Annotated in this window: 13 protein-coding genes and 1 tRNA gene; 8 read left to right on the top strand and 6 right to left on the bottom strand. The window is 67.0% G+C overall.

Annotated elements, in window-relative coordinates:
- Nucleotides 1–38 precede the first annotated feature (38 nt).
- The gene (locus ACFYTS_RS25740; protein ID WP_357286516.1) at nucleotides 39–866 is read right to left on the bottom strand and encodes a helix-turn-helix transcriptional regulator; all 828 of its coding nucleotides are present in this window, start codon (nucleotides 864–866) and stop codon (nucleotides 39–41) included.
- A gap of 84 nt (nucleotides 867–950) precedes the next feature.
- On the opposite strand from ACFYTS_RS25740, the gene ACFYTS_RS25745 reads away from it, so the two are divergent.
- Nucleotides 951–1700 carry an SDR family oxidoreductase gene (locus tag ACFYTS_RS25745; RefSeq protein ID WP_387307705.1) on the top strand — a complete coding sequence of 250 codons (750 nt, stop codon included), beginning with the start codon at nucleotides 951–953 and terminating at the stop codon, nucleotides 1698–1700.
- 388 nt (nucleotides 1701–2088) lie between these two features.
- Here the strand turns inward: ACFYTS_RS25745 and ACFYTS_RS25750 are convergent, their stop codons facing one another.
- The gene (locus ACFYTS_RS25750) at nucleotides 2089–2631 is read right to left on the bottom strand and encodes an NUDIX domain-containing protein (RefSeq protein ID WP_387307707.1); all 543 of its coding nucleotides are present in this window, start codon (nucleotides 2629–2631) and stop codon (nucleotides 2089–2091) included.
- A 65-nt stretch (nucleotides 2632–2696) separates the two neighbouring features.
- Here ACFYTS_RS25750 and ACFYTS_RS25755 point away from each other — a divergent pair, with 65 nt between their 5' ends.
- The gene (locus ACFYTS_RS25755) at nucleotides 2697–3590 is read left to right on the top strand and encodes a M50 family metallopeptidase (protein WP_387307709.1); all 894 of its coding nucleotides are present in this window, start codon (nucleotides 2697–2699) and stop codon (nucleotides 3588–3590) included.
- On the opposite strand, the gene ACFYTS_RS25760 is transcribed toward ACFYTS_RS25755, so the two are convergent.
- Together ACFYTS_RS25760 and ACFYTS_RS25765 are read right to left on the bottom strand one after the other, a co-directional pair.
- Entirely contained in the window at nucleotides 3531–4085 is a 555-nt protein-coding gene (locus tag ACFYTS_RS25760) for an NADAR family protein (protein ID WP_357286501.1), read from the bottom strand. The two genes, ACFYTS_RS25755 and ACFYTS_RS25760, sit on opposite strands and share 60 nt — an antisense overlap.
- A gap of 152 nt (nucleotides 4086–4237) precedes the next feature.
- The gene (locus ACFYTS_RS25765) at nucleotides 4238–5434 is read right to left on the bottom strand and encodes a hypothetical protein (RefSeq protein WP_387307711.1); all 1197 of its coding nucleotides are present in this window, start codon (nucleotides 5432–5434) and stop codon (nucleotides 4238–4240) included.
- A gap of 55 nt (nucleotides 5435–5489) precedes the next feature.
- Here ACFYTS_RS25765 and ACFYTS_RS25770 point away from each other — a divergent pair, with 55 nt between their 5' ends.
- The 6 genes from ACFYTS_RS25770 to ACFYTS_RS25795 all read left to right on the top strand — a co-directional run bounded on the left by ACFYTS_RS25770 (nucleotide 5490) and on the right by ACFYTS_RS25795 (nucleotide 14390).
- Nucleotides 5490–6749 (top strand): FAD-dependent oxidoreductase, encoded by a 1260-nt coding sequence (locus ACFYTS_RS25770; RefSeq protein ID WP_357286495.1) that lies wholly within the window; start codon nucleotides 5490–5492, stop codon nucleotides 6747–6749.
- A gap of 122 nt (nucleotides 6750–6871) precedes the next feature.
- A complete protein-coding gene (locus tag ACFYTS_RS25775; protein WP_387307713.1) occupies nucleotides 6872–7687 on the top strand; it encodes an SDR family NAD(P)-dependent oxidoreductase in 816 nt (271 codons plus the stop codon).
- A 208-nt stretch (nucleotides 7688–7895) separates the two neighbouring features.
- A complete protein-coding gene (locus ACFYTS_RS25780) occupies nucleotides 7896–9092 on the top strand; it encodes a type I-U CRISPR-associated protein Cas7 (RefSeq protein WP_387307715.1) in 1197 nt (398 codons plus the stop codon).
- Nucleotides 9089–10660 (top strand): type I-U CRISPR-associated protein Csb2, encoded by a 1572-nt coding sequence (gene csb2 / locus ACFYTS_RS25785; RefSeq protein WP_387307716.1) that lies wholly within the window; start codon nucleotides 9089–9091, stop codon nucleotides 10658–10660. The genes ACFYTS_RS25780 and csb2 overlap by 4 nt, the downstream gene beginning before the upstream one ends.
- The gene (gene cas3u / locus ACFYTS_RS25790) at nucleotides 10657–13299 is read left to right on the top strand and encodes a type I-U CRISPR-associated helicase/endonuclease Cas3 (protein WP_387307718.1); all 2643 of its coding nucleotides are present in this window, start codon (nucleotides 10657–10659) and stop codon (nucleotides 13297–13299) included. Before csb2 ends, cas3u begins: the two co-directional genes overlap by 4 nt.
- Nucleotides 13296–14390: a hypothetical protein gene (locus ACFYTS_RS25795; protein ID WP_387307720.1), complete on the top strand. Its 1095-nt coding sequence runs from the start codon at nucleotides 13296–13298 to the stop codon at nucleotides 14388–14390. Before cas3u ends, ACFYTS_RS25795 begins: the two co-directional genes overlap by 4 nt.
- A gap of 968 nt (nucleotides 14391–15358) precedes the next feature.
- Here ACFYTS_RS25795 and ACFYTS_RS25800 read toward each other — a convergent pair.
- Both ACFYTS_RS25800 and ACFYTS_RS25805 read right to left on the bottom strand, forming a co-directional pair.
- A tRNA-Phe gene (locus tag ACFYTS_RS25800) sits at nucleotides 15359–15446 on the bottom strand.
- Between the two features lie 47 nt (nucleotides 15447–15493).
- Nucleotides 15494–16711, bottom strand: coding sequence for a helix-turn-helix domain-containing protein (locus ACFYTS_RS25805; RefSeq protein ID WP_387307722.1), 1218 nt, complete (start codon nucleotides 16709–16711; stop codon nucleotides 15494–15496).
- Nucleotides 16712–16731 lie beyond the last annotated feature (20 nt).

Below are 16731 nucleotides of genomic sequence, written 5' to 3' on the forward strand. Positions count from 1 at the left end.
ATGTCAACACTTGTTGGCCAACGATTGTTGGCAAACATTCAGCGGTCGGTCGCCGCGGACAGGGAGTGGAAGATGGCCGCCGTGCGGCTGTGCGGGGTCGCGCAGTAGACGATCACCCGCTGATCGGTGTCGGAGATGTGCAGTACCTGGCATTGGAAGTCCAGCGGGCCCAGTTCCGGATGGCGGATGCGTTTGCGGTGGGTGCGGCGCACTTCCACGTCGTGTGCACCCCACATGTCGGCGAAACGGGGTGAGGTGCCCAGCAATTCGGTGACCAGTGCGGCGAGTGCCGGATGTCCCGGGTACCGGGCGTAGGCGGCGCGCAGGTCGGCGATGAGGGCGCGGGCGAAGTCGCGGGTGTCGGCCTCGGCCCACTGCGGGTGGTCGGCGGCCTCGCGGAACATCCAGCGGATCATGTTGCGCTCGTGGCCGGGGACGGTGTCGAGGTCGCCGACGAAGGGGGTGGCGGCGCGGTTCCAGGCGAGCACGTCGTAGGTGGCGTCGACCACGTAGGCCGGGGTGGCGAGCGCGTCGAGGATGGTCCGGACGGCCTGTGGCACCGTCTTGTTCGGCCCCGCCGCCACCGGCGGCGCCTCCCCCGCGATCCGGAACAGGTATTCGCGTTCGTCGACGGTCAGCATGAGCGCACGGGACAGCGCGGCCAGCACCTGCCGGGACGGTTTCGCGCCGCGCGCCTGCTCCATCCGGATGTAGTAGTCCACCGAGATCCCGGCCAGTTGCGCCACCTCCTGGCGCCGCAGGCCGGGCGCGCGGCGGTGGAGGCCCAGAGGCAGTCCGACATCGGTGGGTGTGAGCCGGTTGCGCCGGGCCTTGAGAAAGGCCGCGAGCTCGCTACGGTCAGCCATGGCTCCAGTGTGGGCCGGTATTCCCGTCCAGGGTGGTACAAACCGGTCCTCCCTCGGAATCCGCTGCCGCGCGAAGCTTTTCGCATGAGCGAAACGGCATTCATCACCGGGGCCAACAAGGGCATCGGCTACGAGACCGCCCGGCAGCTGGCCGCGCGCGGCCTGACCATCCTGATCGGCGCGCGCGACCCCGGACTCAGGCAGGCCGCCACGGACAAGCTGCGGGCCGAGGGCGCGGACGCCCACTTCATCCAGATCGACGTCGCCGACGAGGATTCCGTCGCCCGCGCCGCCGCCCGCATCGAATCCGAGTTCGGCAGGCTGGACGTGCTGGTCAACAACGCGGCCATCACCGGCGGCCTGGAAGGCGACGGCAAGGCGTCCTCGGGCACCCTGGCCACGCTGCGACACGTGTACGACACCAACGTCTTCGGCCTCATCGCGGTCACCAACGCGCTGCTTCCGCTGCTGCGGCGCGCGGAGGCCGCGCGAATCGTCAACGTGTCCAGCGAAGTCGGCTCCCTGGCCGCGCGCACCGATCCGGACAGCCCGCTGTCACAGATGCCGTCGGCGATCCCCTACACCGCGTCCAAGACCACCGTGAACATGGTGACGGTCCTCTACGCGCAGGAACTGAAGGACACCCCGATCAAGGTGAACGCCGCCAACCCCGGCTACACCGCCACGGATCTCAACGGCCACAGCGGTTTCCGCACCCCCGAACAGGGCGCGGAACCCAGCGTGTACCTCGCGACGCTGCCCGCGGACGGACCCACGGGCACCTTCTGGGGGCACATCTTCGGTAGCGAGGAGTCCGCGCGCCTGGATTGGTGAGCGCTACCGGCTGCCGGTCGACGGCGGGTCGCCGCGGTGCCACATATCGTTGCGGTCACGCATGCAGCGCGGCAGCCACCATTCGTGCTGTTGCTTGCAGTGGTGGATGAACCAGGCGTCGCCCTGGTCGCCGGTGCGGCCTGGGCCGCGGTCAGGCCCGTCATCAGTGGCGCCGTCACCAGCACGGCCACCAGCGCGGCTGCGGGAGTTCTTCCGAACATAGGATCACTTCTTCGTATTACGGAGTGCACCAATACGATCCATGACCATTCCCCCAGCCCTTCGGGGCGTGGACCGCGACGACCATTGAACGCCGCCCGCGTCACGCCGCAAGGGCCACCGCTATCCACTTTCGGCGGATCCTCCGCTTTCGAACGTAATGAACCGTCTATCCGACTGGACGCCCGGTCGCCTTCTCGTGCAGCAGCAGAAGCGAATACGCGGCAATGGTCTGCGCATCCACGATCGCCCCCGCCCGGATCATGTCCTCGAACTCGTCGCGGGTGAACCGCCCCGACTCCATGTCCATCTCCGACGGCTCCCGCTCGTGCGGCCCCTCGGTCAACTCGGTCGCGAGTACCACCGTCCCGTAATGCGTGCTGGTGCCCGGAGCCGGAGCCACCTTCCCCAGCACCGTCAACTCCCCCGCCCGCAACCCGGTCTCCTCCCGCAACTCCTGCCGAGCCACCGCGACCGGATCACTCTCCCCCGCCACCGCCCCGCCCGGGAACTCCCAGCACCGCCGCTGCAACGGATACCGGAACTGCTCCACCAGATGGAACCGCTCCCCATCCCACGGAATCACGATCGCGAAGTCCGCCTTCCGGATGAAGGCATAGATCGACTCCTCCCCATCGGCCTGCCGAACCACATCCTCGCGCAGCGTGATCCACCGATTCGAATACACCTCACGACCACTCACCGTCTCCATGCCCCCGATCCTGCCCCATCCGGACCGAGATCAGCGGCGTGCGGAAATCGCGCTACGATCCGGCCGTGCGTGTGGGAGGCAAGCGGGTGACAGAGGGTGCGGCAGTGGTCGCGGCGGCCGGCCTGGCGGCGGGGTTCACGGCGGTCTACTGGCGAGACCATCCGCTGATGGCGCTGTTCCCCTGGTACTTCTACGCCGCGCTGATGCTGGCCATCCTCGTGCACGAACTCGGGCACCTGCTGGTAGGGCGGCTTTTCGGCGCCTATCCCCTGGTTGTGAGTATCGGGAACCGCCGCCGCACCGGTGGTCTGCGATTCGGTTCGGTGACAGTGCGGCTGGGCTTCTATCCGGTCGGGCAGGTGCATTGGTCGGTGCAGCCGCGACCGCGGGGCCAGTGGCTGACCGTTGCCGCGGGTCCACTCGCGAACCTGATCTTCGCAGGGATATCCGCTGCGGTCTGGGCGTATTGGGCACTGCCCCTACTGGTGGGGTATTCGTTCACGGTGATGTCGGCACTGCTGGGGTTGGTGAACTTGGTGCCGTTCCGGACACGTGAGGGAAGCTACAGCGACGGCGCGCGCCTCTTCGGAGGTGACGGCGTGCGCCTCTTCGGAAGCGTCCCGCCGGACAGCGTGCCGTCGCTGTCCGACCAGACTCGACTCGCCTTCGACAGCCCTCCGCTGCCCGATCCGCAACCGGCCGCCGACAGCGCGGAGACCCTCCAGCGGGCTGCCGGAACGGTCCGGGCGCTGTGCGAGATCGCGCTCACCAAACCCGATCTCTCGGCGGCCGAGCTGGAGCTCACCGGCACCCGCATCGCCTGGCTGGCCGAGAACGCCCCGCGCACACCGCAGGTCGAGGCCGTGCTCGCGCTCTACGAGCGGCGCGTGGGCGCCGCGTCAGAGCTGGCGGGCGGGAGCCAGCGCGTCGCGAGCGTCCATCAGGGCGAAGCCGAGTAGGTTCTCGCCGCGCCACAGTGACGGGTCGGCGGCGTCGGGATTCTCCGCGCCCAGCCCGATGCCCCAGATGGTGTCGCGCGGTGCGGCTTCCACCAGGACCTTCTCGGTGGTGGCGAGCAGGAAGTCCCGGAGCGCGTCGTGCTGGCCGAATTTGGCGATGCTGCCGCGAAACACGACGTCGAAGCGATGTGCTTCCCAGGTGTCCTGATCGAAGCCGGAGATGGCGCGGCCCAGGCGTTTCGCGTCCGCCGGGGTGTCGCTGGCGAGGATGCGGGTGCGCATGGCCTCGTCGCCGAACAGACGGGCCTTCTCGGCCATCATGAAATGTTCGGCGCTGGAGTAGGTCTGGCCGTCCACGGTGAAGTCGACGGGCCACCACTGGCTGAGCACCCATTTGCCGACCTCGTGCCCGGGGGTGCGGGTGTGCCCCCAGAAGAAGAGGAACTCCGGTCTCGCTCCGGCCGCCATATCCGCTGTCAGCTGCGCCCTGTCCACGCCGCGACCCTAGCCGACCCAGATGACACAGTCGTGAAGAAATCCCGCCACACCGGCGACGCGCCGCGGCCGTGGCCGAGCGGAGCACCTTCGCGCCGACCTGTTCGTCGCCGGGACGGTGGTCCTGCCGCGTCCGTCGCGCCCCGCGCGAATCAGCGGGCCAGCCCGCGCAGTTGGGTCATGACCTCGGCGGGCGGGTGGTCGTGGACGCGGAAGCGCGGCGGGTCGTACTCGTCGGCGAGTTCCAGTGGCACCAGCCCGGACACGTCGTCCCAGGCCACCCGGAAGACATCGCCCTCGCCGGTGACGAAGCAGATGAAGTCCGCGGCGGGCAGCAGATTCGTGGTGCCGTCGGTCCAGGAGGTCATGGTGTATTCGCTGCCGTCGGGCGCGCGCACGTGCAGCAGTTCCATGATCGCGCCCTCGCGGTCGTCCTCGGCGCGCAGCTTCTCGGTCTGTGACCGGTACGCGCCGACCGCGAGTTGCGCCTGCGCGTGCCGGATCTCCGCGTACGCCGGATGGTCCTCGTCCACCCGCAGCGGCATCAGATCGCCGTTGTCGTCCACGGTGTAGGGCACCGCCGACAGCGGGCGCAGCGCGGCCTCGTGCCGTTCGGCGGCCAGCGCCAGCAGCTGCGGCAGCGCCTCGGGCGTCGCCCCCAGCACCACCAGCATGCCCAGATGGCCGGGCAGGAAGAACAGTGGCGTGCCGCCGGTTCGGGTCCGCACCCCCGCCAGCCAGCCCGCCACCAGGGGCAGGGAGCCGACGTAGTTCTCACCGGCGTCGTCGGCGAAGTCCAGCACCCGCACACCCTGCCCCGGATCGAAGGCGGTCAGCGTGCTCATGGCCAGCTCGGTGAGATTGGCGTGCGCGACCGCGTACACCTGCTCGTCGTCCACGCCCCAGCGCGAAAGATCCTGCCGGGTCACGAATTGCACGGTGCTGGGCAGATCGATCACCACCAGCTCCGACAGGTACGGCAGCGCGGGCCGGGTGAGCACCAGATCGCGGCCGTTCACCCCCGCGACGTGCACCGCCCCGTAGCCGGTCCGCCGCAGCACCGGCCGCAGCTTGGGCGACACCTCGTCCCATCCCTCGGGGGCGTCGGGCGGCAGCAGCAGGGTATCGACGGCCTCGAACAGTTCGGCGCTGATCTTCCCGTCGAACCGCCGATACAGCGTGTCCAGATTCAGCTTCGCCGCGTACCCGTTGGTCAGCCGGTAGGCGATCTCGAACGCCTCCACGTCGAACTGCGCGAATTCCACCGCGTCGTACCCCCGCACCTGCTCCAAGATCTTCTTGCCGAACCGATTTCGCGGCGACCCGAAAACCCCACCCAGGAAACTCATGGGCCGGACTCTACGCGCGAGCGCAATTCGCGCGGTTGTGGTTAGCTGTAGCGCCATGAGCACGCCCGTCTCCACCCACCCCGACGAGTTTCTGCCCCGCGACACCGCGGATGTGGTTCGGACCGTTCGGGATTCACGTCGTTCGACGAAACCGCTGATCATCCGGGGTGGGGAACGTCCGGACGAGGAGTTCGGACTGCCGGTGCAGGGCACCACCCTGAGCATGCGGAAGATGAACCGCGTGCAGGTGGTCGACGCCGATGCCAGGACTGTGCGGGTGCAGGCGGGGGCACGGCTGTCCGACATCGATCGCACCCTGGGCGCGCACGGGCTCGGGCTGCCCATCGTGGGTGACCATCGCGACATCACGGCGGGCGGGTTCGCGGCGGTGGGCGGGCTGTCGGCGGCGTCGCATCGCTTCGGCATGTTCTCCGACAATGTCGCCGAGCTCGAATACGTCGATCAGGACGGGCGTTTCGGCACCTGCGGGCGCACCCACCACACGGAGCGCTTCCGCAAGATCCTGGGCGGCGGCGGGCGCACCGGCATCATCACCGCGCTCACCCTCGAGGTGACCGGCGTGGACAAGGACCGCACCTGGCTCACCACCGACGCGCACCGCTTCCTGGACTTCGACACCTGGGTGGAGCACTCCTACCGCGAGATCCAGTCCCCGGGCGACTCCATGCTGCAGGTGGGCCGCTGGATCGACACCGCGCCGCTGAAGGTTGCGCGTCCGGTGGGCACCGGCACCGTGCAGCTGGGCACGGTCCGCTTCGGCCAGTGGTCGAGCCTGCACCCCACCACCCCCAATTTGTCGCTGCGCGCCCGGCGTGAGGTGGGTGCGCGCGCCCGGAAGTCGCTGGGCGCCATCGCCGCCTCGGCGGGCGGCCGCGCCGGCATGCCGGTCCGCAATGCCGCGGCGGGCGCGCTCATGTTCGCTCCGAAGGTGCTGACCCTGCGCGACGCGGAGTACCTGGCCGACACCGTGATCAGCTCCTCGGAGCGCGGACCGGCCTACCGCATCTCGCTTTTCGCGCCCATGTCCAACTACGCGCGGGTCTTCCACGGCCTGCACGACCTGTTCTCCGGGCATCGCGAGCGCACCGGCTGCTTCACCGTGATCTCGGCCATGACCTACGGCGTGCGCTCCCGCTACCTGCGCGAACTCGATGACGAGGACCACGGCTTCATCACCTTCACCTGCCGGTTGCGCCCGGCGGCGCTGCCCTCGGAACTGTTGCGGGACATCGTGTCCGGAATCGACGAGATCTGTGTGGCCGAACGCGCCCGGCGTTATGACCCGACCGAATAGAATGTGTTCCGCCGCACTGCCAGCTATCGGTTAGCAGCCGGGAGACGCGGCGGTATCGGCACTGTCGGCGGGGTGCCGGTGCATGGTTCATGCTCAATCCTCAGATGAAGGTTGCCTGTCCCATGATCGAATTCCGTGCTGCCCGCCGCCCCCGTACCGCCGGTGCCCCCGAGGGCGAACGCCCGCTCGAGGGCAAACGCGTGGTCATCACCAACGCCACCTCCGAGATCGGCCGAGAAACGGCCCGACTACTCGGTTTTCACGGCGCCGAGGTCATCCTGGTCGCCCGCACCGGCGCCCAGCTGGTCGAAGACTGCGCCACCATCATCGAATCCGGGGGCCGCGCCCACTGGTACCGCTGCGACATCGCCGCCCTCGGCGATGTCGACCAGCTGGTCGAGTGGCTGCTCACCGAATTCGACACCGTCGACGTGCTGGTCAACAACACCGGCCGCCCCGCCCGCCGCCCGGTCCTGCAATCCTTGGACCGGTTCCGCAACTACCAGCGCATGATGTCCGCCTACTATTTCGGCCCGCTGCGCCTGACCCTGGGCCTGCTCCCCGCCATGCTCGCGGGCGGCTCCGGCCACGTGGTGAACGTCGGCCCGTGGAGCCCGGAGACCGGGGCCGCGCCGAACTTCGCCTCCTACGCCTCCGCCCAGGCCGCCTGGACCACCTTCGGCCAGTGCGCCGACGCCGAGCTCTCCCCGCGCGGCATCCACGTCTCCACGGTCCAGTACCCGATCTTCAACGACGCTGCCGCATCTCGCACTCAAGTGGAGGACGCGACGCCGGACCCGGCCGAGGCCGCACGCTGGATCGAAACCGCCATCCGCACCCGGCCCAGCCAGCTCCAGCCGCGGTTCCCACGGGCTCTACTTGGACTGGCGTCAATGTCGCCTCGCACCACTCGTCTGAAGCACGCGCTGGGCATCTGACCCCGGCACACCCCCTCCCACAGCAATCACCCATGAGGCGAAAGCGGGCATCCGGAGGTCGTGCGGACGGCCCACGCCGGAACGTCCGCCGTCGACAATGGTAGCTGCCACCTAAACCGAGCTACTTGTCGGTGGCGGTCAGTATGGTGGCGCTCCTAACGCTGAATGAAGTACCGATGGTGTTTCCGGTTGCACTAGAGGAGATTTCGTGACGAAGTTGATCTATACCCAGCTGCTTGAGGCTTGCTCGCCTGGCGGAGCGTCGGTCCTCACATCGGTGACCGAGCTGGCACCGGCAGGCGGCGCTCACGCCGCAGTGGCACCGGCGAAGTTCGTAGTGGGCACGAACTCCGTATTCGCTTATGAGACAAGATATATCGACGGTGAACCGCTTGTAGCTGTGGTGATCGACTCCAAGTCGTCGCAGCTCAATCGGGTCGAGCAGCCGATCTCGTTCGCGGTAGTCGACGGTCACCCGGTTCTGAGTCGCATCCCGAGGATCCGTGTCTCCTACGACAACGAGAGCTACACGGATATCGAGCTGCCCCACCGCTGCTTCGACGGACACATTCGGGCGGGGTCCGTCGACGGCAAACCTGTGACCGACCACGCAGCATACAGGGCGGCACGGGATGCTTCGCCGAGCGATGCGCGAGCACTACTCGAAATGAGTCCGGTGAGTCTTGTTCTCGGAGCATGGGATTCGTCGCGGCGAACGCATCAGGGGCGCTATCGCAGCGCACTGGTCGGCGAGATTGTCGGGGTACTGGCAGATCAGGGCCCTGACGCGAAGACGCCTCCGCTGCGTGGCGGCGCGCGTGTCGATCCGGTGGCGATGAGCGTACAGCTGTCCGGCTCCGACATGGAGAAGCTCGTGAAGGCGCAGGAGTCCGAGCTCAGCAGCAAGAACATCAACGGTATCCGCGAGGACGTCAAGAAGGCCAAAACCAAGCCGCTGTCGGCATCACCGCTGGGACTCGGTGGCATCCCTCCGACGCTCAACGCGCTGGGCGCAGTCGCGTGCCGACGGATCACGCGAACGCACGTGCTGAGTTTCAGTGCGTTGCGACAGTTGCGGTTCGGTGCTGACGAGGCCGGGAATGCGGCGTGCCGATCATTGCTGGCAGCGCTGGCGCTGAACGGGCTCGCCCGTTCGGACGCCGAGCTGAGCCTGCGGGCAAATTGCGATCTCGTTGAGCTGGGTCCGGCAACGGTGCTGCTGGACCAGCGGTATGGCAAGAACCTGGAGCTGGAGCCGCTCACGATCACCGAAGCTGATGCGCTGCTGGAGTCTGCGATCGAGCAGGCCGCCAAGAAGGCTGGGATTCGTTGGGAAGGCCAGATTTTCGAGGTCGTCGGCAACCCGGTGGTGCTGCGGGGCGCGATCGAGGAGTCGGACGAGTGACCGGACGGTTCGGCATTCGCGCCCGGTTCCCACTGGGTGTGTATATCGGGCATCGATCCGACGGAACCCAGGACCCGTTTCCCGATCCCGCCCGGCTGCATGCCGCATTGATGAACGCCGCCGGTCAAGGCTCGACCGCTACGGTCGACGGAGAGCACATGCGGCCCAGCGACGCAGCGACGGTGGCGCTGGCCTGGCTGGAGAACAATCCACCCACGGGTATCCGGTTCCCGCAGATGACACCACTGGCACCGCAACCGGTGATCGCGTATCGCGCCGAAGGTGTCGTACGCAAGGAGGGCGGACGTTGGGTCGACAAGAAGACGCAGCGGGCCTTCTCCGACGGGGTCGCTCTCGACGGTGAATTCGGATGGTCATGGGACGGCGTGGACGTCCCCGCCACGGTCGCGACCACGCTGGCGGATCTAGCCGCTGACGTCTCGTGCCTGGGCGAGGCGACCAGTCCGGTCATCCTGGAGATCGGCGAGGTGGAACCCACCGAGGTGCTGCGCCACGATCTGAGCCCGTATCAGGCCGGCGGGCGCCGAGTACGGGCGGCGGCGCCGGGCCGCAGTGACGCACTGACCCGCGCACACGTTGCGGCGCGACCAGCCAAACCACCAAGCCAGGCCAGTGACCGCCACACGAGTACCGACAGTCCCGCACCGGCCCCGGTTCCAGTCGAGGGACTCACCGAACTCCGTTACGCGTCGAAGATTGTCGAGCCACCGGCCGCTCCGTGGCGGCACGTCCTACTGGTTGAGGCGCAACTCGATACGGAACAGCGGGCCCGCACGGTGGCACCCGAGGACCACCTGATGTGGTGCGTCACACTGCATCGGGCGCTTATCGCGCGGATCGGATTTGGCGCTCCGCCCCTGATCACCGGTAAGTACGAGAAGGGCGGTACGCCTCCGGTGAACCGGTTGGCGATCCAGCTGCTCGATCCGTCAGCGACCGCCGCGCAAGGGCTGGACGGTCGTGCCTTCGCATTAATGCTTCCCGATGATGTTGCAGTGCAAGATCTTCTGTCGCTCGGCGGGGCTCTGCGCGATCTGAAGGAGATTCGATCCGCACACGGCCGGATGCGGTTGTCGTCCGCCGGTCGAACAGTCGAAGCCACCTCGTTCTGGCCGGCTCCGCAACCAGGGTATCGGCGGCTGTGGAGAACACATCCAGCGGTGATGCCGGAGACGCGGCGGCAACGGCGCGGTGAGCGGCCGTGGTCGCTCGTGGATGCGGCGCTGCTGTCGACCGGGTTTGTCTGGCGCGGCGAGTTCATGGACGTGGACGCGCGCGACTATCGCGGGCTCGTACGCGCAGTGGAATCACGAGGCGTGCAAGCCTTCTCGCCGACCCTCGTGACACGCAACACGGCGAAGTATGCACACAAGATGCCTGAAGGCGTTGCGGTACAGCCGTACCGGACGACTATCGACCTCGGCTCGCTGGCCGGGGACCGGACGATGGTCGCGATCGGGCAGACCCGCCATCTCGGCGGCGGACTACTGGTGCCGCTGGACATTCCGCCTGATGCGGCCGACCTGATGTTCGAGGCGACTCGATGAGCCTGCAGTTCAGCGACTTCGAGGACTTCTTCGCGCATGCCCACAACGGCAACAAGCCCTTCGCTTGGCAAACCCGCATGGCGGAGCAGTTGTGTCAGACCGGACGCTGGCCAGATCAAATCGCGGCACCCACAGGTGCTGGAAAGTCAAGTGTCGTGGACATTCATTTGTTCGCCAACGCGCTTCACGCCGCGGGCGGCGGGGCACGGGTGCCACGGCGACTGTCGGTCGTGGTAAACCGTCGTGGCCTGGTCGACCAGCACGCGATCCACGCGCACGCACTCTCTTCCCGGCTCAGCACTGCTGAGGAAGGCACGCTCGACGCTCAGATCGCGGCAGCGCTGCGATCGCTGCGCACCGGAGACAATATCGACGACGACGGGCCTTTCGAACTCGCCACGCTGCGCGGTGGCATCCCGACCGACCGGCGGTGGCTGGACGACCCTGGCTGCTGCACGATCCTGTGCGCAACACCCGATATGTGGGGCAGCCGGTTGCTGATGCGCGGCTATGGGTCGACCCGGTATGCCCGCCCCCGGGAGGCCGGTCTACTCGCCTACGACTCGGCGCTTGTCATCGACGAGGCCCACCTCAACCGGCAACTGCTGCTCACCGCCCGCCGCGTCGGGCAATTGGCCGCGCCGACCGCAAGCCGCCTCGGCGTCACCGCTCTGCAAACGGTTGAAACCACCGCGACTCCAGCAGAATCCAGCATCGATTCAACTGCCGCTGGCGTCAGCGCCAAAGATCTCGAGAACGAACCGATTCTGGCGCAACGTCTCTGCAGACCGAAACCGGTCCGTTGGCACGGTGCCGAAAGTTGGAGCGGCCGAGCGCCAAACGCTCGGTACCTCGATGACCTTGCCGCCCTGGTCCAAACTCACCACCTTGCCTTTGGCCGAGGCGTACCCGAAGGCCGGACAGTCGGCTGCGTCGTCAACCGGGTCGACACCGCAGTGCGGCTAGCTGCACAGCTGCGGAAGGACGGTCTGCGGGTCGAGGTGAAGGTCGGCCGCATGCGCCCTTACGACCTCCAACAAGTGCTCTCCGATAAGCCTGGACTTCTCACCTCGACCGGTGACGGCACCACCGATGTACTGATCGCCACCCAGACCATCGAGGTCGGCGTCGACATCGACCTGGCCGCGATGATCACCGAACTGGCACCCGGATCAGCACTCAGCCAGCGCGCTGGCCGGGTCAACCGCGTTGGCAAATCAGAAAGCACCGAGATCGTCGTCGTCGGCCCGGCCGAGCCCGGGAATCTCGCCGACTTGCCGCCCTACACCGCTGATGAACTGACAGCCGCCTACCACTGGATTCAGCGCCGCGCGAACGATCCGAATGGCCTTGCCCCAGAAACGATCAGCAAAGACCCGGCACCAGCATCACAACCCCGGCGCACTCTCTGGCAACGCCTGGAGACCTACGACACTCAACTACTGGCCCGCACCAACGACGATCTGTTCGACCAGCCCGACCTCGAACTGTGGCTGCGCGACGACCTCGAACCCGAACGTGCCATGGCGGCGGTCGTCGTCCGGGCCGACCTGCCCGACGACGACACCTTGGCGCTCGCACTGCTGAACGCCGTGCCACCGGCAGACATCGAGGCATTCCCGTGCACGCTCACCGACGCGGCCGCTCTGATCGATCGCGTCCGCGCGGATTCGGAACGCCCCCGGGTCTTCGTGTGGCGCGAAGACCGCTTCCTCGACGACCCCGAGGGCAAACTCCGTCCCGGTGATGTGGTCGTCGTCGACGACTGCCATCTTGTGCACACCGAGGGAGTCATCGTCGATCCTCCTACCCACCGCGCCCATACGGTGCCGTTCGAACGTTTGCCGGGCGTGCTCACGATCGAGTACGCGGGCAAGGCTCTCACCGAATTCGCCGAATTGTCCGACGAGGATATGCAACTCGCCTACGAGGAAGGCGGCGGCACCGGGCAACTCGTGCCCGGGCCACTGGACCCGGCTTCGGCTCGTCCCGCTCTGTCGTGGATCGTCATCCGTGAACCCAAGCACCGCGGCATCGATGAAGAGACCCAGCAGGAATGGACCTCCAAAGGACCCATCACCCTGGATGTGCACTCCGAGGCCGTCGCTACCCGCGCGCATCACGTCGCCCGACAGGTCGGGCTAGCCGAACCTCTCCCCGAAGCCCTACGCCTCGCCGGCATGTACCACGACCTCGGCAAACAAACAGACTGGTTCCAACGCCTCCTGGGCCGCCGCACCGACGACCCGCCACTGGCGAAAAGCCGCAGGCATACCGAATTCCAAGCCAAACGCGCCCGTGCCGTCACCGGCATGCCCACCGGCTGGCGTCACGAACAACGATCCGTCATCGACGCCGCCCACGCCCTCGACGCCACCATCAACGCCGGCCCCGGCTTCCGTGACCTCGTGCTCCGCCTCGTCGGAACCAGCCACGGCCGCGGCCGCCCCGGATTCCCACACACCGCAGCCGATCTCATCCCTGACAACACGGATCGGCTGGCCCGCATCCTGTTTGACACCGGCGAATGGGACAGCCTGATCGAACGCACCCACACCGAATGGGGCGTCTGGGGAGCCTGCTACCTCGAAGCCCTGCTCCGCTCAGCCGACGGCCAATGCTCCCGAGAAGGATCATGACCACATTCCCCCTCGCCGGCCCGGACACCAGCGCACTCACCCACTTCGCGCTCTACGGCCTGGCGAACATCATCGAATCCGAAACCGGCCACCCTGTCCTCCTGAACTGGAACCCGAACACCCGCACCGCGGAACTGAACACGGACGCCATCGACGATCACGACGTCGCCCGAGCCGTCCACGCCCACGCAACTCGCTGCGCATCCGAAACCTCCTGGCTGCGTGCACAACTGACCCCTACCGGTCCAGCCGCTTTCAGCCCCCGCATCAAAACCCCCAGCACCGACGCCGATTGGCGAGCCCTGCAACAACTCCGCCACTCCCACCTCGACGCTCTCCTCGACAAGGACATCCCCCTCGACCTCGCCATGATCGGCAGCCTCGGCGAACCCGCCTACTGGCGGTTCGACCGCAAGGAACGCCGCCCCGACCACGGTGCCAGCCGATGGGAAATGAAGGCCCGCAACAAAGGCCAAGAATTCGTCACCCACCGCCTCCTCCCCATGGCCGAAGCCCTAGCCGCCCGAACCCCCGACACCATCCGAACCGGCCTACTCGGCACCACCCTCACCGACGAACTCGGCGGCGGAAAACCAGAGTCCCAAACCTCCACAGGCTTTACCCGCCCCGCCCCCACAGACTGCGCCCTAGCCTGGTGTGCCCTCTGGGGAATCACTAATTTCCCTATCGCCCACCACATTTCAATTCTCTCCCGCACACCGTCCGCCTTTCCCGGACGCGTGCTGCACCCCACAATCCTGGCGCTACCGATCGTCACCAACCCGATCACAACCGCGAGACTACGAACCATCCTCGTCTCCCAGGCCCTCGACACACTCACCCAATTCCTCACCCGACAACCAGGCACCACCCCACCAGACGCCGCCGCAGCCGAGGCGGCCGGAAAATGGCTCCAGGCACGGCAAGTCAACGCAGTCATCCTGTTCCCCATCCATAAGGTAGGTAGTGACAGCGCCCCCCAGCGCCTCATCCTGACAGGCCGAATCGAAACCCTCCCCCCGGCCCCAAGCCCTCGGTCTGATCCACCCACCCCTCACCCGCGAGCTGCGCTTCATCGAGGCCCGAGGTGAATTACCTGCCCGCTGCACACTCATCGATCGCCGCAGCTCGCCCACGAGCCGCTCTTCATCGAGCCGGGCATATGTTCGACTCCGGCGTGCTGGTCTCCGCGTCGCAGCTCCTCCGCGAGCTGCCCTTCATCGAGGCTTCACCGTCGTCACAACCTACGACCCGATGGCCCGCCGCAGCTCGTCCGCAAGCTGCTCTTCATCGAGGCATGGTCGGCTGCTTCGTCAACTTGAATTCGGTCAACGTGCCGCAGCTCCTCCGCGAGCTACTCTTCATCGAGGCACCGGATCCCTGCTGCCCATGGAAGGCAACCGGATAATCGGCCGCAGCTCGTCCGTGAGCTGCCCTTCATCGAGGCCACGCCGACCCGGCCCTGTCGTCCTCTGGAGCGCGGGCGCCGCAGCTCGTCCACGAGCTGCACTTAATCGAGGCGGGTCGTTGACGGACCCGAAGATGGCGTCCAACACCGCCGCAGCTCCTCCAGGAGCTGCTCTTCATCGAGGCTACGTGACCGGCCAGGGCATCGCCTCCTACGAGGCCAGCCGCGGCTCCTTCGTGAGCTGCTCTTCATCGAGTCACTCGCCCGGAATCGATAGGGTTGCAGTGATTTTGGACGGCCCCAGCTCCTCCGCGAGCCGCTATTCATTGAGGCTGGGACACCCTCGCTGCCTGGAATCTTGCGAAAATCGCCGCGCGAACTGCCCTTCATCGAGGGCGCAGCTCCCTCAGGCTCACCTCCGAGCCAAGCCACGTCGCCCGCTGCTCCCTGAGCTGCTCTTCATCGAGGCGCCTGCACCGTCCACCGCGCCCAAGGCGCGACCGTGCCGCAGCTCGTCCACTAGCTGCCCTTCATCGAGGCGCGCACGGGCATGGCTGCTTGCACGTCAATCCTCAAGGTCGCGCGCTCCACCGCGCGCTGCCCTTCGAAAACAACGGCGAAGCGCCGCACACGGAGAAGGGCTCCCCGATCTGGTAGCCAAAGCCGGATTTGAAGCGGCGACCTTCCGCTTTTCAGGCGGGCCATCCAGGGGCTTGACACCTCATAAATGCACGTGGCGCACTTGCAATCCAAGGATTGAGGAGACTATGTAGGCCACGGCCTCTGTCACAACGCGATGCCACACCAGGCCGCGAAGCCCCTCACGCTGTCGGTGCGTCGAGCATCCTCACGCGCCATCATCCTCACCGTCTCGTGAACCATCGGGTGGAACCGAACCATCGATGGGGCCAGTGCCCGCGCGGTCATCAGTGAGCCCATAACCCGGTCCCGACTTCCCTGGAGTTGGTAGGCGCGCGCGAGGTCGATGTAATGATGGCCTGAGCGTGAGCGCGGAGTCTCGGTGGGGATGTACAGCTTGTCGGCGCGACGGATCGCGGTAGCACTGTCGAGCGATTCGACCGCGAGCGCCACACCCCAGATGCCGACATTCGTTGGACCGAACACAAGGATCTCGTCGCTGTCCCCGCTACGAAGGCGATCCGCGGTCTCGGTTGCTTCAATCAAGTGCATGTCCACGAGATCGCGCCGACCTCCCCGGGCGGCGGCAAGTCCGGATTGCAGATGCAAACCGCCCCATGCGATCAGGTCGGATTCGTCGCCGACGCCCAGGCGGTTCTCAAACTCGGTGCGACACCGCTCGAGGTAGGTCATCGCGGTCTTCCAGTCGCCGCCGCTGGTGAGCAGAGATGCCCGATGGAACTGCGCGGCGGCGATCCACAGGTTGTCGCCGGACTCGTTGGCCGCCCATGTCATCCGGTCGACGGCGATTGCCGCGAGATCTGGGTATCCCAGCTTATGCGCCATCGATCGGGCGTTGTAGTACAGCTCGGCCAGCAGCGCGCCAACCTGTTCCCGATCGTTGCCAACGCTGCGATACATGAGGGTGCGGGTCTCGGTCATGAGCGACGGCAGGACCGCCGCCAACTTCGGAGAGGAGGCGTCACGCCGAAGTTTGCGCGCCGCCAGAACATCCCGCGAGAGCGTCGCAATTGGCCGGACCGCGATGTCGGGGTCCTCCATATCCCAGGCGGCCATCTCAGTGCGCAGCAGCGCAATCGCGGCGTGCACCTCTCGGTCCTCGGCGGTGCTCGGCATGTACGGCTGTCCGAGTAGCTCGGCAGCCGTTATTCGCAGCGCCTTCGCGCACGCCGCGACAAACGCAGGCGTCGCGGCTCGCTTACCCTGCTCAACAGACTGGATGAGCCCAAGGGACACAGGGGTACCAGCGCCGCGAGTCTCAGCGGCTAACCGCTGCTGAGACCATCCGCGCAGCTTCCTCGCCTCGGCAACGCGCGCAGCGACGCCGGCCGAATCCTCGATCATCGCAAGCCCTCAATTCCCAA

This window comes from Nocardia sp. NPDC004151, from assembly GCF_042874235.1.
Lineage (GTDB): Bacteria > Actinomycetota > Actinomycetes > Mycobacteriales > Mycobacteriaceae > Nocardia.

Excerpts from the sequence above, each read along its gene's own strand:
- ACFYTS_RS25740 (WP_357286516.1), bottom strand. The coding sequence starts at position 866 with ATGGCTGACCGTAGCGAGCTCGCGGCCTTTCTCAAGGCCCGGCGCAAC.
- ACFYTS_RS25745 (WP_387307705.1), top strand. The coding sequence starts at position 951 with ATGAGCGAAACGGCATTCATCACCGGGGCCAACAAGGGCATCGGCTAC.
- ACFYTS_RS25750 (WP_387307707.1), bottom strand. The coding sequence starts at position 2,631 with ATGGAGACGGTGAGTGGTCGTGAGGTGTATTCGAATCGGTGGATCACG.
- ACFYTS_RS25765 (WP_387307711.1), bottom strand. The coding sequence starts at position 5,434 with ATGAGTTTCCTGGGTGGGGTTTTCGGGTCGCCGCGAAATCGGTTCGGC.
- ACFYTS_RS25770 (WP_357286495.1), top strand. The coding sequence starts at position 5,490 with ATGAGCACGCCCGTCTCCACCCACCCCGACGAGTTTCTGCCCCGCGAC.
- ACFYTS_RS25775 (WP_387307713.1), top strand. The coding sequence starts at position 6,872 with ATGATCGAATTCCGTGCTGCCCGCCGCCCCCGTACCGCCGGTGCCCCC.
- cas3u (WP_387307718.1), top strand. The coding sequence starts at position 10,657 with ATGAGCCTGCAGTTCAGCGACTTCGAGGACTTCTTCGCGCATGCCCAC.
- ACFYTS_RS25795 (WP_387307720.1), top strand. The coding sequence starts at position 13,296 with ATGACCACATTCCCCCTCGCCGGCCCGGACACCAGCGCACTCACCCAC.
- ACFYTS_RS25805 (WP_387307722.1), bottom strand. The coding sequence starts at position 16,711 with ATGATCGAGGATTCGGCCGGCGTCGCTGCGCGCGTTGCCGAGGCGAGG.